The following is a 24,259-nucleotide window of genomic DNA, read 5'->3' as shown; positions in this document are numbered from 1 at the left end:
GGTATAGATTTAAGCTAAATCGAAGCTAAAATCCATACCTGATACTTAACCTTAACACTCTAAAAAACTTTACCTATTATCTATTTTCCATACACATAAATCTCGGCAACACTTGTAGACGGTTCATTATTACTATCCGGAAGCAACAATTTCAAATAACGTCCCTGTTCTGCCGATTCAGGTATTGATATAGAAAGACTATCACCATCAACAAACACTGCATTTCCTATTTTTTTCCATCCATCGACATTTCCGTTCGATTGATCAGAAACATATAATTCCACGCTCTTCGTATCCGTATTACCGGCTCTGCGATAGATTTCGATCCTTGAGATTTTTTTCTGAGATTGCATATCGATTACTGCCCAGTGCGGCAGAGGCGCACTTTCATCCTCCCAGGCAGAATGCCAGAAAGTGTTTAAATTTCCATCAAGCAAAGCGATTCTTCCTCCATGATCTGAGGACTCGTCCGAAGCAGACAACACTGTCCATGAACTGCTATCATACTTATATTCTTCAGGAATAACAGTTGCAAATGTTTTCCATGCAGTTGCAAACGTATCGATAGCTTCTACTTCCGGAATAAACAAAGATCTGTACTCAATAGTAGAACCAGGCTTTATATCCGGAAGCTCAGTAACATCCTTTATTGAAGAAGTTTCAGTAACTGACAGCGAACCGTCATTCTTCGTATACCGTATTTCACTACAAACAAGGTCACTCGGGGCAAAATACCAAGTAACTATACCTCCCTTATCCGACAGTGATACAGTTTTAATGCGACGATCACTCAATCTTGATTGGTAAATTTCACCATAAGAAGTTCCAAAATCCGTCAGATATAAAGATTTATGTCCAAAATTATCTGTAGTGCGAACATCAAATGTATAAGACTTTTCTTCCATATTTTCCAATATAATGGAAATACTATCATAACCAGTCTTCAATTCAACAGGAACAATCAGAGAATCAAGTCCGTCATTCCAATATACATCAATAGACCGGACATTCGGAGCATTATAAGTACGACAGTTAAACAAAATCCGATTTTTACCTGCAATAAAACCTATCGTATCCGGTTTAGGAGCATAAATGATCTCACCATCTTCAATATATTCTTTATGTACGTCCATAAAATCATCGCAAGAAACGAAAGATAAAACAGATACTACAAATGCAACTATACCATATATTCTTTTCATAATCATTCTTTATTAATTCATTGAGCCAATCATTACTCTTCATTTTCTCCATAAAAAGATATTTCTGCTGGAGAAACATAAGAAGTACCCTTCCAAGCTGAAGTAAGAAGTATACGCACATATCTCATCGGAGGCTGCGATAAATCAAATGAAAACTCATGTCCTTTATCTGCCATTTCCTTATCAAGATCAGTAACAGTATTACCTGGAGAACCAGAAGGCTTAACAATTTCACAATCCATAATTTTAACCCATTCACTCCAATCTCCATCTTTACCAGGCTCGTGATCACAAGTATACACTTCCATTCTTTGAGGGTTACCATGATCATAATAAATATTTGTAGAACCATTTAACTTTCGTTGATGCATAACAAAACGACTAAGTTTAGCCATACAACCCAGATCTATTGTCAAAGCTGCCGGTAAAGCATTATTAGGGGTATGTCCAAAAGTTAAAGGATCATCATCAATCATATAAGCATCCAAACATCCCCATTCTGCAAAAGAAGCATCGTTATCCAAACGCATAACTCGCATTTTTTTCTTATCCAACTTTTCTTCAAACAAAGGCGTAACTTCAGCTGAAATCGTATCTGAGTAATTGTTGAAATTATCTCCTAAAATCATTGAGAATTTGGATAACTCTGGAGCATATCCACGTACGCTATACGTATTTTTATCAATATCACTAGTCAAAATATTTAATGTAGACATCCGACCTAAAGAATCAGGTCCTAACAATTCAACATTTAGAGGAACCTTGTCCGAATTTCCCCAACTAAAATTAGCACCTCCAAAATCTGCTTTAATTCTTACTGTTTTTATAGCTTTACTTAAAGGGGACTCTAAAGGATAAAACTTTACTTCCACAGGATCAGACAGTTCTTGAGCACGATTTACAGCATAAAGCACTGCAGTATGTTCTAAAGTATCATTGTATCCTTGAATTAATAGTTTGTTTTCATAATACGATGCCATTACTTCATTTTCTTTACCATCTGATAGAGTATATACACACTTCACTGCCAATAAATCTTCCGAATTGGGAATCTTATAAGAAATTGTAGCTCCACCGGCAGACGGCTCCACCGTAACATCTGTAACAATTCCCGGCTTACCTAAACTGCCACTAATAGGAGCCAGTTCTTTCTCCGAACAAGAAGAAAAGGCCAACAGTAACAATAAAAAACTCAAATATTTCGTTTTCATACACTTATACTATTATTAAAAATAAACAATTACCACCCCGGATTCTGAATCAATTGCGGATTCTTTACAATATCCGATTCAGGTATAGGGGCTAAATAATTTTTAAATGAGAAAGACTGTTCATAAACAGGAGTCACCGTATAATAATTTTCCACATCAGAAGCATTTATGTTCCACCCTTGAATCAAACGATTTTGTTCTTGCAATGCAGTTTTCCAACGGCGACTATCCCAATAATAACTTCCTTCGCAGGCTAATTCAATCTTACGTTCACGCTGAATGATTTCGCGCATACCTTCTTTTGTTGTCGGTTTTTCCGGATGATTCGAATATTTACGCCAGCTTTGCAATACACCGTCCAATCCGGCACGCTCACGTACCATATCTATATATTTATAAACCTCTGCATCAGGTACATTTTTCGATTCGTTCAATGCCTCGGCACACATCAGCAATAAATCTGCAAAACGCATATCCGGAAAAGGATATGACTCCCAGGTCACACTGTTAGCATCACGATAAGACGAATTTATTGAAACCAATTTTTTAGGCCAATAACCAGTTGCATTATAATTTCCAGGATCTGCCGCAGAAGAATATTCTCCAAAACGATTTTTAGGGTACAGACACTCTGCATCATCATCCGGTGTATTTTTGTAAGAATTTCCATACCATTTACCACGATCAAAACCTAATGTTGAATAAAAACGTGGTTCACGGTCAAAATTCAATCCTGCAGTTTGTTCCCCTTTCTGAATATAATAACGATTTCCTTCATCCCCTGTACGCAGACTATAACGGTTCGTATAATCATACATTATATCTTCTTCAATGGGAACCCCATTTTTCGAATAAAACCATTCAACAGTCGACAAAGGAACGCTCAACCTTTGTCTAGTACCCAAATTTAAAGCAGATTCAAAATAAGTAAAACAGTCAGATTGGAACCCACTACTAACTGGATAAGACGTGTTACTCCAAATAAGTTCAGCATTCCATCTGTGACTAATAACACCTCTCAATGTTTGAACCAGCAAAGTTTGATCTGATAATTTCTTTGCCGATATATAATCAGAAGTTTGGTACAAACGAATTCCTGCAGTTTCACAAATATCTACAGCTTTTTTACATGCTTCTGCCGCAGTTGTCCAACGTGAAGCATCATAAGTCTGATTAAAAAATGGTTCTCCGTTATGATCCCTGAAACTATTATAGTCAGTATTTCCATTAAACAAAGGGCTGGCCCAATACAAAAGTATCTTAGCCTTCAACATATAAGCTGCCGGCTGCGTAAAACGTCCTAACTCTGTTGTCGGATTTGAAAGAATCAACGGTAAAGCTTCACTTTCTATCACTTCATCCATCAGATCAAGAACATACGAAAAACAATCATCCACTTTTTCGCGGTAAACACGTACAGCTTGAGTCGATTCGTTTACAGCCGGACTTTCACGTAACGGACAGATAGGTCCGTAATAAGACAATAAATAAAAATGAAAATAAGCTTTAAGCATTTTGACTTCAGCTATCATACGCTTTTTTTCATATTCATCTAAATCCTTTACATCACCTATCCCCATCATAAAAGTATTACAATCACGAATACCGGCATACAACGAATAACTACTTGCCCAATAATTCATAAGTGCACTGGTCGGACTGTCTTGTCCTAACCCTAATTTCATACCAGTATCACCACTATACTCAGTATTTAAAATCATCTCCATAGCTCCATGAATCCCCGGATTCTCGCTCATACTCGCAGCCTTTGGTACTCTCCAATAACAGGAAGCCAGATATTTTTCTACAGTGTAGCGATCTGCAAAAGCATGCTCTTCGGTAGCCACATTGTCCGGGACTACATCCAGAAAATCACAGGACGTTGCAGCCAATGCTGTACAGACACATACGATATATTTATAAATTGATTTCATATTGTACTATTTTTCTTGTTTTAGAATCCTAAATTAATACCTACATTAATGACACGTTGTATCGGATATCCCAAACCGTTTCCTGCCATTTCCGGATCCCACAGTTTGAATTTACTCCAGCATAATAAGTTTGTTCCACTTACGTAAACACGTAAGTTTTGTACCTTGACTTTCTTTGTTAACACCTGTGGTACGGTATAACCTACTTCTACAGATTTCAAACGAAGGAATGTCGCATCCTGCATAAACCAAGTACTCTTTTGATTGTTATTCTCGATGAACTGATTCGACAATCTGGGCCAGAATGCATACGGATTACGGTTGTTCTCCGACCAATAACTATCGGCAATAACCTGCAATACCTGATTCTCCCCTTTCAGGCCATCATCATAACCATCCAAAAACGGAGTGATCTTCTTTTGGTCAAGCCAGAAAGACTGACGGGCAGATCCCTGGAAAAAGAAAGAGGCATCCAATCCCTTGTAACCGACAGAGAGTCCAAAGCCATAATTGATCTCCGGTGTCGTAGGATAACCGATGGGAACCTTATCCAACTCTGAAATTTTACCATCTCCATTCACGTCACGGTATTTGATATCCCCGGCCATATAATCACCAAACTGTGTCGGTGAGTTCTTTACTTCCGCATCGTCAACAAACAATCGTTCTGCAATATATCCCCAGGTCTGTCCCAAAGACTTACCCACTTTCGACAACCAGGGAGTTGCGCTATAATCAGGTTCTTCCCATTCTACCGCCTCGCTCGTAGCATAGGTAAATGTTCCGCGTCCCGTCATCCACCAGTCTTTATTGAAACTTTTTTCGTAATTCAATTCCATATCGACCCCATTTCCTTTAGCTTTACCCAAATTAGCCTTTACTGCAGGAAGAATACCCATTGTTGCCGGAATCACGCGATCCAACAAAATATTTTCACGGCGTTCCGTAAAATACTCTATATTAGCAGACAGGCCGAAAGTCGTTGTGGCCTCGAAGCCGACATTCATTTTATAAGAAGTCTCCCAACCGATCTGATCATTGGCATAACGATTGAAGCTAATAGAACCGGGATTATAATTCATCTGTGTACCCCAGTTTACTGCTTTACCCGCATTCATATTTACATCCGACAAGTAATAAAAACGATCATTTCCACTACCTATCTGATCCTGACCGGACATACCATAAGAACCCTTAAATTTAAATTGAGAAAACACATCCTTTAACGGTTCAAAAAACTCTTCATTAGAGACCATCCATCCCAACGCTCCCGACGGGAAAAAGCCCCAACGATTATTTTCTGAAAATCGTTCGGAACCATTGTAACCAAAAGTAAACTCTCCGAAATAACGGGAATTGAAGTTGTAAGCCAAACGACCCGCCAAACCTATGTTTCTATAAGGTAATGACAGTTGAAGATTATCCGCAATACCGGATTTCTGATTGCGCATCGTATAAACCAACAGAGCATTCACATTATGTTTATCATTAAATAAACGGGTATATTCTGCTTTTCCTTCCAAATAGATACTGCTGTTTATATAACGCTGCCCTGGTTCGTAATTAATCCATTCCGTACCACCATTAGGATTCAAACGGTTCAATTTATAAGAATTTGCCTGCAAATCATAAGATCCTATGCTATAATAAAATGGCTTATATGCACGATTCACAGAATATTCTGAATAGCGATCCATATTGACAAGCACACTAGCCGTCAAACCCTCTGTTATCATTTTCAAATCCTGATTCAATACAAATTGCGTCAGCATCGTATTCTTACTGTACTCATTATAACCTCTTAAAGCCTGCGCATAAGGATTGACATAGTTAGCACTTCCATAATTACCAAATAAAATATGATTAGCATGGGCATATTTTTCATCCGGTTCATAATACGGTTTAAACAAAACCGGATTAGCCTGCATCACATGAGTATACATACCACTACCACCACCAATAGGCCCTGAATAATCATCAAACGCAGCACTCATTCGTAAAACCAATTCCGTTGTTTTAGTCAGGTTCACATTCACATTTGAACGAATCGTATATTTCATCAAATTGATATTCGAGTTGAAATTATTACGTTTATCAACCTTCACATTTCCATTATCTCGTGTCATATTGGCCGCCACATAATAACGAGCGACCGTACCGCCACCACTCACACTGATATTTGCACGCTGATTCATAGTCAAATCTTTGAACATGGTGCTATACCAGTCTGTCGAAGGAAAAATATCCGGATACAGCCCACGTTCGGTCATGGTTATCTTTTCCTGAGAATATAAAGCTAATCCTAACGGATCACGAGTTTTAATCGCCTCATTCTGCATTCGCATGTAAGTAACCGGATCAGCCTGATCAACCCGACTGGTTGGAGTAGAAAATGAATTTTCAATACGGACATTTACCGCAACCTTACCTTCACGTCCTTCTTTTGTTGTTACGGAGATAACACCATTTGCACCACGCGCACCATACAATGCTGTAGCCGTTGCATCTTTCATGATTGTAAAGCTGGCGATGTCATCAGTGTTCAAACGAGCCAGGTCATCGGTACTCAATTCGATTCCGTCAATCAGGATCAAAGGATCCTTCTTGGCATCTGCTCCAAAAGTCGTGATACCGCGAATAAAGAAGTTGGCATTATCCTGCCCTGGTTCACCACTTGTCTGATAAGAAATCAAACCTGCTACACGACCGGCAAAGGCTGTGGTCAAGTTACTACTCGGAATTTTCAGTTCTGCCGGTTTTACCGTTGTGATGGCAGAAACCACGCTTTCTTTTTTCTGCTTGGCAAAAGCAACAACCGTTACTTCTTCCAACTCATCTGCTTTCGGCTCCATCACGATATTCAGGAACCCCTCTCCCTTATAAGTCAATTCTTTCGTTTCCATACCAATGAAGGAAACAACCAGTACCGCATTGGTATTAACTCCATCGAACTCAAAATTTCCATCTACGTCAGCAATCACACCTTTCGTACTTCCTTTGATTTGCACAGTAGCACCAGGTAGCGGATCACCACCGGTGTCAGAAATCTTACCTTTTACTTTTTTCGAGTTCTGTAAAACAAGGCCGACTAACGGTTCCATCCTGTTTCTTTCCTCATCATAGCGACTAATTTGAATGTCTCTCTTCTCTGTTGCAGGTATATTTCCGGCAGCAAATACCGGAATTGTACAAACAAATGGCAGGGAGACAAAAAGTCCTAAGAGTACTTTTTGCTTCATAATGTATAATTTTTAGGATAAATATAAATTAGGTTATCTTCTCTTTCTCTAAGTCTTACTTCCGTGAAGAGACAGTACTATCTCCTGTATGGAGGCAATACTGTCTCCGGCATGGCGATAACGGTATCTCCAGATAAAAGACAGTAAAATATTCTATTGCGATAAAATTATTCAATCTCCGGACGGTCGCTTCCTCCTCCCGTTCCTACATGTACCGGAATCGAGACAGAACGAGGGGTTTTCAAGGTTATTCCTGTACCTTTTGTATATTGTGTGGTTACGGTCAGTTCATATTCGCCGTCGGTCAGTTCAGTAGGGACTAAAAAGATCAGCTCCGAAGGGTTATTAGTAGCAAACATATCCTCAGTCACTTTTGTCACAGTATCGTTCTCCTTATTACGAATAACGATACCCACAGAAGCATCATCACCTACAACCTTCAAATATGCACCGCGAATCACAAAATTCCGTCCGGGAGTCATACTACCATCTTTCAATTTGGTTTTCTTGTCTTCTGTTTCCAGGATATACATGACATCATTTTTCTCACCTTGTATAACCACCTGGGTTTTGGCAATTTCTTCCCGCAATACTTTATCCTGATTGAAGGATACATAAATACTGTTCTTTTCAGGATTCCAACGTCCTCCTTCTATCAGACCTGTAAAACGTGGAACCGCATAAAACAATCCGGTATTCACATTGTAACCATTCATCAGAAAACGGGCTATGATACGTTCGTAAAGGCTAACAACGTGTACCAGTGTTTCTTGTCTTAAACCGGTATCCTCTTCCCGCATTTCTTTGTACACCTGTTCAAGACCAACATTTCCGGCAGCATCAAGAATCAAAATCTTGTCATTAGGATCTTTCGTCACACTATTGGGTACGATCCATCCTTTTAATTTGTTTTGCATAATAGCTCAAATTGTGAAAGACTAATCTTTCTGGTTTGTATTAAATATTGTAAATCCTACAACCTAAAAAAGCAATAGTCTTAGCAGAACTATGGTATCCATCTACATATTCTGGAAGTTTATTCAATAGAAGTCGTATATTATGACAATAAAACTCAGATTGGATATCTCAACTCATTCTTTGAAAATAAACACATCAAACAACTGAATAAACATTACAATCTCAAATTAAATATTTTGAAATACAGATTTTGAAAGTTTATATTTATTTGTACTTTATCAGCTGTTTCGAAAGATAATCCATTATCAAAGAATGAAAGTCTATTTTCTCTTCTTAGAAAGCTCTGTATTTTTGCATTGTTAATTAAATAACCTAAAACAATACCATAGTTCTGCTAAGACTACAGTAACTCAGATGAAAAAATACGGTTATATAATCTTCCATACAGATATGATAATTTCGGGAGAAATTATCTAAATATTAAAAACTGAAACTTTAGTACACATCAAAAAAATCAACTAAACATCAAGTTATTTCATCATATATTATATATGTAACCGGCATTTGATTATTTGCACAATCTTTCGATTAGATGTACAATCTTTCGATTTGCCATACCTCAGCATTCTTTAAACTTACATTTTAAATATTTGTAAAAATCGGATATTACATAACTATTGAACTTTTCCCTTAAAATAGCGAATGAACAGCTTATGTCAAAAACAACAAAGGTGCAGTCTGGGTGCTCAAAAAACCCTAAAGTGTGCAGATTTCAGGTTAAAGTTCTTTGAGATAAAGAATGTTTGACTACTTTTGCAATCGGTAATTTTTTTACTAATTACCAATTAATTTTCAGACAATAGAAATCTAATATTCCTATTAATATGAGTTTAAGAATTATTGTTTTAGCGAAACAGGTTCCGGACACACGCAACGTGGGAAAGGATGCGATGAAAGAAGACGGAACGGTAAACCGTGCCGCCCTTCCCGCCATCTTTAACCCGGAAGACCTGAACGCATTGGAGCAGGCACTGCGCCTGAAAGATGCCTACCCCGGATCGACTGTTACATTACTGACTATGGGACCGGGACGTGCCGCCGAAATCATCCGTGAAGGTTTATACCGCGGAGCAGACGGCGGCTTTTTGTTAACCGACCGTGCCTTTGCAGGAGCCGATACACTGGCAACATCATACGCCCTGGCTACGGCTATCAAAAAAATTAACGAGTACGATATTATCATCGGTGGCCGTCAGGCTATCGACGGAGATACTGCACAGGTAGGTCCCCAGGTAGCTGAAAAGCTGGGATTGACACAAATCACGTATGCTGAAGAAATCCTGAACGTGGATGAAGCAGCACGCCGTATCACCGTAAAACGTCATATCGACGGAGGCGTGGAAACCGTAGAAGGCCCGCTGCCTATCGTAATCACAGTAAACGGCTCGGCAGCTCCCTGTCGTCCGCGTAACGCCAAACTGGTACAGAAATACAAACGTGCCATGGGAGCACAGGAAAAAGCGGCTCAACCGACAGCCTGCCACCCCAATGGCCCGCAAGCTATTCAGTATCCTGAACTATACGAAACACGCCCGTATCTGAACATCCCCGAATGGAGTGTGGCTGATGTGAACGGCGACCTGTCTCAATGCGGATTATCCGGCTCGCCGACAAAAGTAAAGACTATACAAAATATCGTGTTCCAGGCAAAGGAAAGTAAAACACTGACCGGCTCGGACAAAGATATAGAAGATATGATTGTTGAACTGTTAGCTAACCATACCATCGGATAAGATTATGAATAACGTATTTGTATATTGTGAGATTGAAGGCACAACCGTTGCCGATGTAAGTCTCGAACTTCTGACCAAAGGTCGCAAGTTAGCGAATCAGTTAGGTTGCCAGCTGGAAGCAATTGTTGCCGGTAGCGGCCTCGAAGGCGTAGAAAGCCAGGTGTTGCCTTACGGTGTCGACAAACTGCATGTGTTCGATGCACCGGGCTTGTTCCCTTACACATCCCTGCCCCACTCTTCCGTACTGATCAACCTGTTCAAGGAAGAAAAACCCCAGATCTGCCTGATGGGCGCTACTGTTATTGGCCGCGACCTCGGTCCGCGTGTATCATCCGCACTGACCAGTGGTCTGACTGCCGACTGTACTTCATTGGAAATCGGTCCTCACGAAGATAAAAGAGCAGGTATCACTTACGAAAATCTGCTGTACCAGATCCGTCCGGCATTTGGCGGTAATATCGTTGCCACCATCATCAACCCCGAACACCGTCCCCAGATGGCAACCGTTCGCGAAGGTGTGATGAAGAAAGAGATTCTGGACGCAAATTATAAAGGCGAAGTGATCCGGCACGACGTAGCTAAACTCGTCCCGGAAACGGATTATGTAGTAAAAGTGATCGACCGTCACGTAGAAAAGGCAAAACACAACCTGAAAGGCTCTCCGATCGTCATAGCCGGCGGTTACGGAATGGGGTCGAGGGAAGGATTCGACAAATTGTTCGAACTGGCTAAAGAACTTCACGCCGAAGTAGGTGCCAGCCGTGCAGCCGTCGATGCCGGTTTCTGCGATCACGACCGTCAGATCGGCCAGACAGGTGTAACAGTTCGTCCGAAATTATATATCGCTTGCGGTATCTCCGGACAGATACAGCACATTGCAGGTATGCAGGATGCAGGTATCATCATCTCTATCAACAACGACGAGAACGCTCCGATCAACACGATCGCCGACTATGTTATCAACGGCACAGTTGAAGAAGTGATCCCGAAGATGATTAAATATTACAAACAGAACAGCAAGTAAAGAGATGGCAAATTATTATACAGACATACCGGAACTCAAGTATCACTTGAACAATCCGATGATGGAACGTATTTGCGAACTGAAAGAACGCAATTACAGAGATAAAGAAGAGTTCGACTATGCACCGCAGGATTATGCCGATGCAATGGATTCATTCGATAAAGTGCTTGAAATCACCGGGGAAATCACCGGAGAGATCATTGCCCCCAACGCCGAAGGTGTCGACGAAGAAGGTCCTCACTGCGCTAACGGACGTGTGGAATATGCTTCCGGAACAAAACAGAATCTGGATGCAATGGTGAAAGCCGGCCTGAACGGTATGACCATGCCGCGTCGTTTCGGTGGTTTGAACTTCCCGATCACTCCGTACACCATGTGTGCCGAAATCGTTTCTGCCGCCGATGCCGGATTCGGTAACATCTGGTCGCTTCAGGATTGTATTGAAACATTATATGAATTCGGTAACGAAGATCAGCACAACCGTTTCATCCCGCGTATCTGCGCCGGAGAAACCATGTCTATGGACTTGACCGAGCCGGATGCCGGTTCTGACTTGCAGTCCGTTATGCTGAAAGCGACTTTCGACGAAAAAGAAAACTGCTGGCGCCTGAACGGTGTAAAACGATTTATCACCAATGGGGATGCAGACCTTCACCTGGTACTGGCCCGTTCGGAAGAAGGAACGAAAGACGGACGTGGTTTGTCTATGTTCATCTACGACAAGAAACAGGGTGGTGTAGACGTTCGCCGCATTGAAAACAAGTTGGGTATCCACGGATCACCTACTTGCGAATTGGTTTACAAGAATGCTAAAGCTGAACTTTGCGGTGACCGCAAATTAGGTTTGATCAAATATGTTATGGCGTTGATGAACGGTGCCCGCCTGGGTATCGCTGCACAGTCTGTCGGTTTGAGCCAAGCTGCTTACAACGAAGGAATGGCTTATGCCAAAGAACGTAAACAGTTCGGCAAAGCGATCATCGACTTCCCGGCAGTTTACGATATGCTGTCTATCATGAAAGCGAAACTGGATGCAGGTCGTGCTCTGTTGTATCAGACTTCACGCTATGTGGATATCTACAAAGCGCTGGATGATATTTCACACGAACGCAAACTGACTCCGGAAGAACGTCAGGAACAGAAGAAATATGCAAAACTGGCTGATTCATTCACCCCGTTGGCAAAAGGTATGAACTCTGAATACGCCAACCAGAATGCGTACGACTGTATCCAGATTCACGGCGGATCAGGTTTCATGTTGGAATATGCTTGCCAGCGTATTTATCGTGATGCCCGTATCACTTCAATCTACGAAGGTACGACACAGTTGCAGACTGTTGCCGCTATCCGTTATGTAACAAACGGTTCTTACCTGGCGATGATCCGCGAATTTGAAGCTATCCCCTGTTCTGCCGAAATGGAACCGCTGAAAGCAAGACTGGTAGAAATGGCTAACAAGCTGGAAGCTTGCATGAATAAGGTGAAGGAAGCACAAAATCAAGAATTACTTGACTTCGTTGCCCGCCGCCTGATGGAAATGGCAGCCGACTGTATCATGGCTTACCTGTTGATCCAGGATGCAACCAAAGCACCCGAATTATTCAGCAAATCAGCCGTAGTATACTTGAACTATACAGAAGCCGAAGTAGAAAAACATCACAGCTTCATCGAGAAGTTCAACGCTGACGAATTAGTAAACTACAGACAATAATAAGTATTGTCTCTCCATAAAAAAGCCGGATATCAGAATAAAGATGATATCCGGCTTTTTTCAGATATTACCGATGAGAAGAATGCCATAATATCCATTGCATAATCCCTCTTAATGATAAATAGATCAGGAATGCCATCCATAATGCATGGTTTCCCATCACACCGTAAAAGAGATAATAGACCACAAAGAACAGTCCCGAAGCCACCAGCATCGAATAAAGCATCAACCGGGTAGCTGTTGCACCAATCAGGATGCCATCCCAAAGAAAAGCGGCAAAGCCGGCCAAAGGAATAGCCAAAACCCAATAATAATAACTTCCGGCAGCTTTAATGACTGTTGTATCATTCGTCAGCAATCCCAGAAAATCTTGTCCACCTATCATATATAGAATCATAAAAGACAACGACAATCCCCATCCCCAACGGAATAGCAGACGAATCATCCTTTGTAATCCGGTGTTATTTCGTGCGCCGACATAACGTCCGGTCATCGCTTCACCGGCATAGGCAAAGCCGTCCATTATATAGGAAAATAGTGTAAACAGCTGCATCAACAACGTATTAACAGCCAATACAACATCTCCCTGCCGTGCACCTGTCGATGTAAAAAAGGTAGTAACAGCCACCAAACATAATGTACGGAAAAAGATATCGCTATTCACCTGAAAGAAACGCTTCATAGCTGTCTTGCCGATTATCTCCCGCCAACGAAAAGCAATTTTCAACCGCCCGTAATAACGAAGCCAAAGCAACGAAGCCATAAAAAGTCCGGCATACTGAGCTATCAGCGTGCCCAACGCCACTCCTTCTATCTTCATATCCAGCAAATAAACAAAAGAAAGGCTGGCAACGATATTCACCACATTCTGTGTAATCGCTATAAACATCGGGAAACGTGAATTTTGCATGCCGATAAACCACCCTGCAACCCCATAAAGTCCCAATACGGCAGGTGCTCCCCATACACAAATATTGAAATAAACCGTAGCCAGTTCGCGCACCTCTGGGGTAGCATCTATCAAAAGAAAAGCTATTTTCCGGATCGGATATTGAAGCAGCAACAGACATAAAGCGATAAACAGCCCCACTCCCACTGCCCGTAACAAAACACGTGTCACCTCTTTCAGGTCACGCTGTCCAAAAGCCTGAGAAGTCATACCACTCGTCCCCATCCGCAGAAAACCAAACAGCCAGTAAATAATATTGAACAGCATCCCTCCTACGGCAATCGCCCCGATATAAGCCGCCGATCCCAAATGACCGACAATAGCGACATCGATCAGCCCCAATAAAGGCACAGTTATATTCGAAACAATAGAAGGTATTGCTAATTGAAGAATTTTTTTGTTCATGTTATTGTATATACCAAAAGCTTATTCTTAAATTTGTAAACAAAGTTACGGATTACTTTATATATAACATTATAACGCAACAATGTTTCAATAACAGATAAAACGCGAACCCAAAGTGGTTGTAAAAACACAGGATGTTCGCACTCCCTGTTATTCTGATATTTACAATATTATTAATAACTATACAAATACCAATTATTTGTACACTTTATTATTCGCAAAATTATATGCTGAAAATGTTATCAATAAAGCTTTCCATAAACATGCAGTCGCATCCTTTACGGGTGCGTGGATTGAAACATCGCGGAACTTGTCACGGTTCACACGGGCTTGTAGTCGCATCCTTTACGGGTGCGTGGATTGAAACCTTGTGGTCGCTGTCCTAACTGTCGCTCTAACAGTCGCATCCTTTACGGGTGCGTGGATTGAAACTTTTAATAAGATGTTTAATCCTAAATTTTAAAATGTCGCATCCTTTACGGGTGCGTGGATTGAAACATAAACAATTGTACATCACGCTTGGATACTACGGGGTCGCATCCTTTACGGGTGCGTGGATTGAAACAAACCAACGCTGCAAAGCATTAGATGTGCGTAAGTCGTCGCATCCTTTACGGGTGCGTGGATTGAAACTGATATACCTGGAATTGGCAAGAGAATGGCTGAGTCGCATCCTTTACGGGTGCGTGGATTGAAACAGCGGGACGCGTCGGTATATATATATGACTATAAGTCGCATCCTTTACGGGTGCGTGGATTGAAACTTATGCTGATGTTTTTAACAAAGAAAATATTGGTCGCATCCTTTACGGGTGCGTGGATTGAAACGGTGCAAATACCTGACGGCAAGTAAAATTTGCTTGGTCGCATCCTTTACGGGTGCGTGGATTGAAACCGCTGACACGCCATAACTCTTTAGCTGAGCTAGTAGTCGCATCCTTTACGGGTGCGTGGATTGAAACTTGGAAAACCGTACGGGTTCCGGCCCGTACAGTGTCGCATCCTTTACGGGTGCGTGGATTGAAACATTATATTGCAGATAATCGTTTATAGCATAAATAGTCGCATCCTTTACGGGTGCGTGGATTGAAACTTCCCTCGGAGGATGATTGGGAGAACATAAAACACGTCGCATCCTTTACGGGTGCGTGGATTGAAACCGCCTACCTGCAAGAGGTGGACGGAGTGGTGGCGTGTCGCATCCTTTACGGGTGCGTGGATTGAAACCGAACCGCAAGGGGTAACATCCGAATATATATATGTCGCATCCTTTACGGGTGCGTGGATTGAAACAGTCCAATCCGCCTGAAGGATCTGATCATGACATGTCGCATCCTTTACGGGTGCGTGGATTGAAACAAATAATGTTTATGAGTATGGGTGAACCCTTTCTGTCGCATCCTTTACGGGTGCGTGGATTGAAACCGACTATCTATACAGGCACATATCCGACAATTAAGTCGCATCCTTTACGGGTGCGTGGATTGAAACCAAATAGGAAATGTTACAAAGGGTGATGCGGCGTGTCGCATCCTTTACGGGTGCGTGGATTGAAACCCTTCCGGGAGATAAAAGCCCGTCGGCGGCAATCGTCGCATCCTTTACGGGTGCGTGGATTGAAACAATGCTAATCAATTTGGTCGCGACATGCAGGAACTTGTCGCATCCTTTACGGGTGCGTGGATTGAAACACATAATAAAAAAATGCCTGAAAGTTTAAAAAATCCAAGTCGCATCCTTTACGGGTGCGTGGATTGAAACTTATTATATCTAAAATATCGATGGCATTGTACCGGTCGCATCCTTTACGGGTGCGTGGATTGAAACTTTTATTGTAGCATTGTGTAACTTTGATAACTGGGGTCGCATCCTTTACGGGTGCGTGGATTGAAACCAGTATAATATACTGAACCAGTTATAGCGTAGTTGTCGCATCCTTTACGGGTGCGTGGATTGAAACTACTCTTTAGGTCGGAGAAGGACACCAAGATAAAGTCGCATCCTTTACGGGTGCGTGGATTGAAACTTTCAAGATGACATCACCAAACGCACCACTAATAGTCGCATCCTTTACGGGTGCGTGGATTGAAACGGTTAACACGTCTGCCGGTGTGTTGGGGTTGCCGTCGCATCCTTTACGGGTGCGTGGATTGAAACCGGATCTCCCCCATGCAGGTGAAAACAAAATCCAGTCGCATCCTTTACGGGTGCGTGGATTGAAACCTTAAGAAACTCTTTCATATCATCATCATAGAGGTCGCATCCTTTACGGGTGCGTGGATTGAAACCTCTGACCGATTATGTCAAAGAAATTTTTGCTAAGTCGCATCCTTTACGGGTGCGTGGATTGAAACCGATTTTGTTGTAATTGGATTTTGAGCGGAGTCTTGTCGCATCCTTTACGGATGCGACACGTTCCTTTTTCAGAGTCATCATCGTTTCAATCTACTTAGAGAGCTCGTTTCATTACCAAGAATTACCATACTAAGTATAATTATAAACAAAATACAAACGACCACAAAAAGAAAATGTCATTATTCATCAATAGACTGTTCTTATATTATTTACCTATTCTAAATTAAATTTATTTGCCTTCCATTGTAAATTAAAGCACGAATACTTTGTTCATTAAAAAATAAAACATAACTTTGTGAAATAAGAATAACAGAAAAAGTATATTTCTCAAAGTGTGGACACCTATATTATTATTTATTAATTGTTAACCTAAACTTATGATATACACGAATAAAGAATACTGTCTTGAGGTTAAAGGAAACATGGCCTGTTTTACCAGACCTGAAATGAAAGTCGAAAGAGTCAGCTATGATGTGATAACTCCCTCTGCTGCACGTGCTATCTTTGAAGCTATCTTTTGGAAGCCAGCTATACGATGGAACATAACTCGGATAGAAGTTTTAAATCCCATTAAATGGTTTTCCTTTAAAAGGAATGAGGTCGGAAACCTGATGAGTCCTCGTGCATCCGGGTTATTCATTGAAGATAACCGGCAACAAAAATCCAGTTTATTACTGAAAGATGTCTGTTACAGGATTTTCGCAGAACTGGAATTTATACCTATAAGGAATAGAACAGAAGAAGATAAGTCGAAAGCGACAGCAGGGGCTTCTGACGAAAATCCAGGTAAATATAATGCAATGTTCGAGCGCAGAGCTAAAAAAGGACAATGTTTCAATCAACCCTATTTAGGTTGCCGTGAGTTCTCCGCAGATTTCACATACATCGAAAATCCGGTAAAAGGAGACGGAATACCCGAAGACCGCGATTTAGGATATATGCTATATGATATGGATTTCACAAACAAAAAAGATCCGAAACCAATGTTTTTCCGTGCAATAATGAAACAAGGAGTCTTGGTCGTTCCATCCATTAACAGTGAGGAGGTACGCCGATGATTTTGCAAGCATTATACGAATACTACCAGCGTAAAGCCGCTGATCCGGAGAGCACCATCGCTCCCCGCGGATTAGAATGGAAAGAAATTCCTTATCTTATTCTGATAGATAAAAAAGGAAGGTTTTTAGAACTACAGGATACCACCGAGGGGGTAGGAAAACAAAAACGAGCAAAAAAATATCTGGTTGTTAAAAGTAAAGGACGTACCGGTAGCAACAGTTGGCAAACTGCAAATGTATTTTGGGACCATTTCGGATATGTATTAGCCCAACCTAAAAATACAGATGATAAAGGAATGCCCAAAGCACTGGATGATGCCGCTAAACAAAATAAATCCTTTGTTCAGGAAGTCAGGCGACTTGCCGAAATGCATCCTTCCAATGAAGACATTCAGGCTGTAGCCGGATTTTACGATAACCCGGAGAATCTTCAACGTATAAAAACGGACCCGTTATGGGAAGAATGCATCAAAAAAGACGGGACAAACATATCCTTTAAAGTAGCCGGACATATTACTATCGTAGCCGAAAATCCAGATGTAACATCATCCATAGAAGATTGTTCGGAGAAGGATGAACCAATAGGAATATGCCTTATTACCGGAAAAAAGGCTCCGATAGCTATACTCAATAGCGCTATTACCATACCCGGAGGCAAAAGCGGAGCAAAGCTGGTCGGCTTTCAGAAGAAATCAGGTTACGATTCATATTATAAAGAACAAGGTATGAACGCGCCTATTTCAAAAGAGGCTGAAGCTGCTTATACCACGGCATTAAATACGTTATTAGGAAAAGACTCCTCCAACAAATATCATTTACACGACACATCCGTTGTTTTCTGGTCGCAGAAACCGACAAAACTGGAGCAATGTGTCAGTTTCATGTTTGCACCTCCTTCAAAAGATAATCCGGATAAAAATACGGAAGTTATCAGAGACTTTCTTCAATCCCTTTCTTCCGGAATATTGAATGATGAGGATGAAACCCCTTTTTACATTTTAGGCTTAGCTCCTAATGCCGCCCGTATTTCCATAAGATTCTGGCGACAAGGAACAGTAGGCGAATTTGCCAGTCATATCAGACAACATTTTAAGGACTTGGAAATCATAAAAAGCAAAAATCAGAGAGTTTATTTTTCTTTATTCAACTTACTGACCCAGGTTGCATCCTTAAATAAAATGGAAAATCTGCCGCCTAACTTAGCCAGCGATTTAAGCCAAAGTATATGGGACAACCAGCCATACCCAACCACATTGCAGATGCAATGTCTGATACGAATCAAAGCAGACCGGAATATAACGTCGATCAGAGCCGCTATACTCAAAGCCTACTTAAATAGAAAATTCAGAAATCATAATAATCCACCTAAAGAAATTCAAATGGCACTAGATTTAGAAAATAAAAACCAGGCGTACTTATGTGGCCGCTTGTTTGCTATCCTTGAAAAGATCCAGAGTGATGCTATCCCGGGAGCTAATTCTACGATTAAAGAGCGTTACTACGGTGCAGCGTCGACTACCCCGACAACTGTATTCGGCCGCTTGTTGTCTCTATCCAGACATCATCTTGCAAAATTTGATACAGGGAAATCTGTTTATTATGAAAAATTATTGCAAAGTGTTATCACTGATCTGGATAGTAACGGGTTACCTAAATATTTATCGATGGACGACCAGTCGCGTTTCGCTATCGGTTATTACCATCAAAGAGAAGATTTATATAAAACAACAACAGATAAAGAAAAAAATTAATACTATACAAATATGGAAACAGCAATAAACAATCGTTACGACTTCATTTATTTATTTGATGTACAGGATGGTAATCCGAACGGTGATCCCGATGCCGGAAACTTACCCAGAGTTGATCCGGAAACAGGGGAAGGCCTGGTTTCCGATGTCTGTCTGAAACGTAAAGTCCGGAACTTTGTCCAAATAGTAAAAGGAGGAGAAAGACCGTATGATATATTTATTAAAGAGAAAGCGGTATTGAATAATCTGATCACTGAAGCTCATAAACAGGAAGGGGTTAAAGATATAAAAGAGAAAGGAGATAAAACAGAGGCTGCCCGGCAATGGATGTGCAGAAACTTTTATGACATAAGGACATTTGGAGCCGTACTAAGTACTGGTGAAAATGCCGGACAGGTTCGTGGCCCTATCCAATTTACTTTTGCCCGTTCCATCAGTCCGATTGTTACTGCCGAACATAGTATAACCCGTATGGCTGTGGCAACGGAAGATGAAGCTAAAAAACAGAGTGGAGATAACCGTACTATGGGACGTAAATTCACTGTTCCTTACGGATTATATAAAGCAAACGGATTTATTTCTGCTCATTTAGCTACACAAACCGGATTCAATGAAGATGACCTGAACTTATTCTGGGATTCATTGAAAAACATGTTCGATCACGACCATTCAGCAGCCAGAGGAATGATGAATGCCCGCAAATTGATCGTATTCAAGCACAGTACTGCATTAGGTAATGCTTCAGCTCATTCCTTATTCGGTTTAGTGAAGGTTCAACTAAAGGATGACCAACGCCCACCCCGTTCGTTCGACGATTATATTGTTACCATCGACAAGGATAAACTACCGGAAGGCGTAGAAGTTCTGGACATGATATGATAGAATACGGAGATGAGGACCTGTTGATGCTTTCCGGAATCCAGCATATAACTTTCTGTGAACGTCAATGGGCCCTTATACATATCGAACAGCAGTGGGCGGAAAACAACCTCACTATTGAAGGAAACTGGATGCATCAAAAAGTAGATGATCCAACCTTGATGAACCGTAATAAAGGTATAGTTACATTAAGGTCTGTTACGCTTGTCTCCAGACGGCTAGGACTTTATGGAATATCTGATGTAGTAGAGATGGTTGCTTCCTCCTCCGGACAAAATGCAATAAAACATCCTAAATATCCGGGATTCTGGCAATTAATTCCGGTCGAATACAAACGGGGTAAACCTAAAAAAGACCAGATAGATGAAGTCCAGCTATGCGCACAAGCGATTTGCCTGGAAGAAATGTATAACGTCAACATAGAAAAAGGCTTTTTGTATTATGGGGAAACCCGCCACCGGGAAGAGGTTCCGTTTACCGGAGAATTACGGAAACTGGTTGAAAATAAATGTGCCCAAATGCACCGGTTATACGAACAAAAAGTCCTTCCGCCGGCAATATACAAAGCGCATTGCAAGTCATGTTCATTATGTGACGTATGCATGCCTAAAGTTCTGACAAAAACACCGAAAGTGAATACTTACCTGTCCCAGTTATATGATTAAAATATGAGAAAATTATTGAACACATTATATGTAACTACTCCTGAAGCCTATTTAACTAAAGATGGAGAAAATGTAGTAATCAGAGTAAAGGAAAAAGATATATTCAGAATTCCGGTTTTGAATATAGAAGGTATTGTCACATTCGGATATATGGGTGCTTCTCCAGCATTAATGAAGATGTGTGCCGAAAGAAATGTAGGGTTATGTTTTTTAAGTGCCAACGGACAGTTTCAGGGTAGAGTCTCCGGCCCGACAAAAGGAAATGTCCTTTTGCGAAGAACACAATACAGGATTGCCGACGATGCAAATAAATCGCTGGAGATCAGCCGTCTGTTTATTGCCGGAAAGATAGCAAATTCCCGGACGGTTATCGACCGTTTCAAAAGAGATCATATTTCTTCCGACGAACAGCTATCCTTGTTTTTATCCGTATCTGAAAAATTAAAGAGATCAAAGAATCAGGCTTTAGTTGCTGAGTCCTCCGATACATTAAGAGGTATAGAGGGAGAAGCCGCTACAACTTATTTCTCTGTATTTAACCAGATGATCATATCACAATGTGAGGATTTTCCTTTTAACGGAAGGAACAGAAGACCGCCCAAAGACAAAGTAAATGCCCTGTTGTCATTTGTTTATACCTTGCTGAATCATGAGGTACAGTCTGCATTGGAAACAGTAGGGCTCGATCCGTACGTAGGCTTTTTACATACCGATCGCCCAGGAAGAGCTAGTTTAGCGTTAGATATGATGGAAGAGTTACGAGCCTATCTGGCAGACAGGTTGGTATTGTCTTTAATCAATCGTAAACAGATATCCGGTAAAGGTTTTGTTGAACACGGAGATAACGGGATCGTAATGGATGAAGATATCAGAAAGGAAGTGTTACTCGCCTGGCAGAAGAGAAAAAAAGAGACAATAATCCACCCCTACTTAAATGAATCCGTACCAATAGGACTTATCCCATATATTCAGGCGATGCTTTTAGCTCGTTTTTTGAGAAACGATTTAGATAATTATCCGGTCTTTTTAATGAAGTGATTTTATGTATGTTCTAGTTACATATGACGTTGAAACGATGACTTCCGACGGACAGCGCAGGTTACGTCAGGTAGCACGTCAATGCCTGAATTATGGCCAACGCGTCCAGAATTCCGTTTTTGAATGCTCTGTCTCACCTGCTCAATTTACCGAGTTAAGATTAAAACTATCGGATATCATAGATCATAAAAAAGATAGTATACGTTTCTATTTCCTGGGAAATAATTATTCCAAAAGGGTTGAATACATAGGTGTCGTCACATCCTATAATGTAGAAGACGAACTTATAATATAACTGTTCGCGAACATTAAGCATTACCCCAAAAGCCGGGGTTTTCGCATTTATTGATTGTTAGTCTATTGCACATATCTATTGGCTCTATTTCATCAATAAAGAATCCAAAAAGTTTATTATCGCATAAAGATATTGGTAACAAACTGTAAATGTTTGTGTTATTTGTAATGCAGTCGTATCTTATAGAGGTACGTGGATTGAAACAATTATCATCCGATCGTGAAGAAAACGAGTACGAGTCGTATCTTATAGAGGTACGTGGATTGAAACGCATATTGGATATCTTGATGTTCTATATTTGAAAAGTCGTATCTTATAGAGGTACGTGGATTGAAACCAATTGTCTGTATTACAGACAAAACAGAAAGCTGTGTCGTATCTTATAGAGGTACGTGGATTGAAACTATAAATTCAGCCCCAGCCAAAAGACACATTTCGTCGTATCTTATAGAGGTACGTGGATTGAAACTGATCTTTGTAATCATAAACTATTTCACATGTATGTCGTATCTTATAGAGGTACGTGGATTGAAACTCCAACGGCTCAAATGGCTCGTTTGCGTACTGCTGGTCGTATCTTATAGAGGTACGTGGATTGAAACGATCAGCACAAACAGAGGAAATATTGGAGGAAGTCGTATCTTATAGAGGTACGTGGATTGAAACTCAAACCGCTCTTAATCGTTTGCAGGCTGCTTTTGTCGTATCTTATAGAGGTACGTGGATTGAAACCCATTTATACACTGAACAAAAAAATGGTGAAACTGTCGTATCTTATAGAGGTACGTGGATTGAAACCGGCTATCTCGGACAGTAAGCTGATTAAAATCCTGTCGTATCTTATAGAGGTACGTGGATTGAAACGTTAGCGTCAACGATATGGTTCGGTATTTAAGCCGTCGTATCTTATAGAGGTACGTGGATTGAAACTGCTCTCACCGACCGGTATACCTCTCAAGGTTTGTCGTATCTTATAGAGGTACGTGGATTGAAACACATCGACTAACACCTTTAGCCAGGCATAATGCGTCGTATCTTATAGAGGTACGTGGATTGAAACTCCGATCTGGTTATAGAGAGCCAAAACAGGAACGTCGTATCTTATAGAGGTACGTGGATTGAAACTTTAGGTCGTTACAAAACAGTACTAGATGGTTATGTCGTATCTTATAGAGGTACGTGGATTGAAACTACAGCTTTATCTAGGTCAACAAGAATAACTCTGTCGTATCTTATAGAGGTACGTGGATTGAAACTGCAATACAGGAGATTGCTCGATCATCATGCCGGCAGGTCGTATCTTATAGAGGTACGTGGATTGAAACTGACCAATTCGCATTTATTATACAAGACTACAAGAGTCGTATCTTATAGAGGTACGTGGATTGAAACTGATGTTGTTTATCGTAATCCGAATAATGCTCAGTCGTATCTTATAGAGGTACGTGGATTGAAACTTCTGAGAACCAAAACCAAGAGCAGAACCGAGAAGGTCGTATCTTATAGAGGTACGTGGATTGAAACTTTTCTTTGCGCAACTAATATATTGACTAAAAGTCGTATCTTATAGAGGTACGTGGATTGAAACTTTTCTGACTTAGCTTTATTAACAGCGTCTGTCAGTCGTATCTTATAGAGGTGCGTGGATTGAAACCGTCCACGGCGACCCCTTGGGATGTATATGTCGTCGTATCTTATAGAGGTACGTGGATTGAAACACGTTAGCATTCGAGACCGTATTGTTACCATTGGTCGTACCTTACAGAGGTACGTAGATTAAAACAAACATTGGTCGGGAGTTGATACACGTGCATAACCGTTGCACCCGTAAA

At 40.9% G+C, this 24,259-nt stretch carries 15 protein-coding genes and 2 CRISPR repeat arrays; of the genes, 9 read left to right on the top strand and 6 right to left on the bottom strand.

The window, feature by feature from the left end; all coding sequences use genetic code 11:
* Positions 1–80: 80 nt before the first annotated feature.
* From NBH15_RS11305 to NBH15_RS11285, 5 genes are all read right to left on the bottom strand, one after another.
* Positions 81–1,202 (bottom strand): DUF4998 domain-containing protein, encoded by a 1,122-nt coding sequence (locus NBH15_RS11305; RefSeq protein WP_046147833.1) that lies wholly within the window; start codon positions 1,200–1,202, stop codon positions 81–83.
* 32 nt (positions 1,203–1,234) lie between these two features.
* Positions 1,235–2,413: a DUF5000 domain-containing lipoprotein gene (locus tag NBH15_RS11300; protein WP_250822707.1), complete on the bottom strand. Its 1,179-nt coding sequence runs from the start codon at positions 2,411–2,413 to the stop codon at positions 1,235–1,237.
* Between the two features lie 29 nt (positions 2,414–2,442).
* Positions 2,443–4,347: a RagB/SusD family nutrient uptake outer membrane protein gene (locus NBH15_RS11295; protein ID WP_250822706.1), complete on the bottom strand. Its 1,905-nt coding sequence runs from the start codon at positions 4,345–4,347 to the stop codon at positions 2,443–2,445.
* A 20-nt stretch (positions 4,348–4,367) separates the two neighbouring features.
* Positions 4,368–7,586: a SusC/RagA family TonB-linked outer membrane protein gene (locus NBH15_RS11290; RefSeq protein WP_250822705.1), complete on the bottom strand. Its 3,219-nt coding sequence runs from the start codon at positions 7,584–7,586 to the stop codon at positions 4,368–4,370.
* 167 nt (positions 7,587–7,753) lie between these two features.
* The gene (locus tag NBH15_RS11285; protein ID WP_122328482.1) at positions 7,754–8,503 is read right to left on the bottom strand and encodes a DUF4469 domain-containing protein; all 750 of its coding nucleotides are present in this window, start codon (positions 8,501–8,503) and stop codon (positions 7,754–7,756) included.
* Positions 8,504–9,388: 885 nt separating this feature from the next.
* On the opposite strand from NBH15_RS11285, the gene NBH15_RS11280 reads away from it, so the two are divergent.
* Genes NBH15_RS11280 through NBH15_RS11270 form a run of 3 tightly spaced genes read left to right on the top strand, consistent with a single transcriptional unit; the run spans position 9,389 to position 13,032 of the window.
* Positions 9,389–10,297, top strand: coding sequence for an electron transfer flavoprotein subunit beta/FixA family protein (locus NBH15_RS11280; protein ID WP_007653585.1), 909 nt, complete (start codon positions 9,389–9,391; stop codon positions 10,295–10,297).
* A 4-nt stretch (positions 10,298–10,301) separates the two neighbouring features.
* Complete coding sequence (locus NBH15_RS11275) at positions 10,302–11,321, top strand: electron transfer flavoprotein subunit alpha/FixB family protein (RefSeq protein ID WP_250822704.1); 1,020 nt, start codon at positions 10,302–10,304, stop codon at positions 11,319–11,321.
* Between the two features lie 4 nt (positions 11,322–11,325).
* A complete protein-coding gene (locus NBH15_RS11270) occupies positions 11,326–13,032 on the top strand; it encodes an acyl-CoA dehydrogenase family protein (protein ID WP_250822703.1) in 1,707 nt (568 codons plus the stop codon).
* Positions 13,033–13,099: 67 nt separating this feature from the next.
* On the opposite strand, the gene NBH15_RS11265 is transcribed toward NBH15_RS11270, so the two are convergent.
* Positions 13,100–14,386 (bottom strand): MATE family efflux transporter, encoded by a 1,287-nt coding sequence (locus tag NBH15_RS11265; protein WP_250822702.1) that lies wholly within the window; start codon positions 14,384–14,386, stop codon positions 13,100–13,102.
* A 268-nt stretch (positions 14,387–14,654) separates the two neighbouring features.
* A CRISPR array of direct repeats spans positions 14,655–16,740; the repeat unit is 32 nt; unit sequence GTCGCATCCTTTACGGGTGCGTGGATTGAAAC.
* A gap of 378 nt (positions 16,741–17,118) precedes the next feature.
* Here NBH15_RS11265 and cas5c point away from each other — a divergent pair.
* From cas5c to cas2, 6 genes are read left to right on the top strand one after another with little or no spacing between them, the layout of a single operon-like run.
* A complete protein-coding gene (gene cas5c, locus NBH15_RS11260; protein ID WP_250822701.1) occupies positions 17,119–17,799 on the top strand; it encodes a type I-C CRISPR-associated protein Cas5c in 681 nt (226 codons plus the stop codon).
* Entirely contained in the window at positions 17,796–19,550 is a 1,755-nt protein-coding gene (gene cas8c / locus NBH15_RS11255) for a type I-C CRISPR-associated protein Cas8c/Csd1 (RefSeq protein ID WP_250822700.1), read from the top strand. The genes cas5c and cas8c overlap by 4 nt, the downstream gene beginning before the upstream one ends.
* Before the next feature lie 12 nt (positions 19,551–19,562).
* Positions 19,563–20,429 (top strand): type I-C CRISPR-associated protein Cas7/Csd2, encoded by an 867-nt coding sequence (gene cas7c / locus NBH15_RS11250; RefSeq protein WP_250822699.1) that lies wholly within the window; start codon positions 19,563–19,565, stop codon positions 20,427–20,429.
* Complete coding sequence (cas4, locus tag NBH15_RS11245; RefSeq protein WP_250822698.1) at positions 20,426–21,094, top strand: CRISPR-associated protein Cas4; 669 nt, start codon at positions 20,426–20,428, stop codon at positions 21,092–21,094. The genes cas7c and cas4 overlap by 4 nt, the downstream gene beginning before the upstream one ends.
* Before the next feature lie 3 nt (positions 21,095–21,097).
* Positions 21,098–22,132 (top strand): type I-C CRISPR-associated endonuclease Cas1c, encoded by a 1,035-nt coding sequence (gene cas1c, locus NBH15_RS11240; protein ID WP_250822697.1) that lies wholly within the window; start codon positions 21,098–21,100, stop codon positions 22,130–22,132.
* A gap of 4 nt (positions 22,133–22,136) precedes the next feature.
* The gene (gene cas2, locus NBH15_RS11235; RefSeq protein ID WP_005651106.1) at positions 22,137–22,427 is read left to right on the top strand and encodes a CRISPR-associated endonuclease Cas2; all 291 of its coding nucleotides are present in this window, start codon (positions 22,137–22,139) and stop codon (positions 22,425–22,427) included.
* 172 nt (positions 22,428–22,599) lie between these two features.
* Positions 22,600–24,210: direct repeats of the CRISPR family, unit length 32 nt; unit sequence GTCGTATCTTATAGAGGTACGTGGATTGAAAC.
* Positions 24,211–24,259 lie beyond the last annotated feature (49 nt).

Source organism: Parabacteroides caeci (assembly GCF_023656795.1).
Taxonomy (GTDB): domain Bacteria; phylum Bacteroidota; class Bacteroidia; order Bacteroidales; family Tannerellaceae; genus Parabacteroides; species Parabacteroides segnis.
Note: the sequence above shows the minus strand (reverse complement) of the source record. Positions and strands in the feature narration are given on the sequence as shown.

Bases quoted from the DNA above. Each gene is read 5' to 3' on its own strand.
- NBH15_RS11305 (WP_046147833.1), bottom strand. From the start codon at position 1,202: ATGAAAAGAATATATGGTATAGTTGCATTTGTAGTATCTGTTTTATCT.
- NBH15_RS11300 (WP_250822707.1), bottom strand. From the start codon at position 2,413: ATGAAAACGAAATATTTGAGTTTTTTATTGTTACTGTTGGCCTTTTCT.
- NBH15_RS11295 (WP_250822706.1), bottom strand. From the start codon at position 4,347: ATGAAATCAATTTATAAATATATCGTATGTGTCTGTACAGCATTGGCT.
- NBH15_RS11290 (WP_250822705.1), bottom strand. From the start codon at position 7,586: ATGAAGCAAAAAGTACTCTTAGGACTTTTTGTCTCCCTGCCATTTGTT.
- NBH15_RS11285 (WP_122328482.1), bottom strand. From the start codon at position 8,503: ATGCAAAACAAATTAAAAGGATGGATCGTACCCAATAGTGTGACGAAA.
- NBH15_RS11280 (WP_007653585.1), top strand. From the start codon at position 9,389: ATGAGTTTAAGAATTATTGTTTTAGCGAAACAGGTTCCGGACACACGC.
- NBH15_RS11275 (WP_250822704.1), top strand. From the start codon at position 10,302: ATGAATAACGTATTTGTATATTGTGAGATTGAAGGCACAACCGTTGCC.
- NBH15_RS11270 (WP_250822703.1), top strand. From the start codon at position 11,326: ATGGCAAATTATTATACAGACATACCGGAACTCAAGTATCACTTGAAC.
- NBH15_RS11265 (WP_250822702.1), bottom strand. From the start codon at position 14,386: ATGAACAAAAAAATTCTTCAATTAGCAATACCTTCTATTGTTTCGAAT.
- cas5c (WP_250822701.1), top strand. From the start codon at position 17,119: ATGATATACACGAATAAAGAATACTGTCTTGAGGTTAAAGGAAACATG.
- cas8c (WP_250822700.1), top strand. From the start codon at position 17,796: ATGATTTTGCAAGCATTATACGAATACTACCAGCGTAAAGCCGCTGAT.
- cas7c (WP_250822699.1), top strand. From the start codon at position 19,563: ATGGAAACAGCAATAAACAATCGTTACGACTTCATTTATTTATTTGAT.
- cas4 (WP_250822698.1), top strand. From the start codon at position 20,426: ATGATAGAATACGGAGATGAGGACCTGTTGATGCTTTCCGGAATCCAG.
- cas1c (WP_250822697.1), top strand. From the start codon at position 21,098: ATGAGAAAATTATTGAACACATTATATGTAACTACTCCTGAAGCCTAT.
- cas2 (WP_005651106.1), top strand. From the start codon at position 22,137: ATGTATGTTCTAGTTACATATGACGTTGAAACGATGACTTCCGACGGA.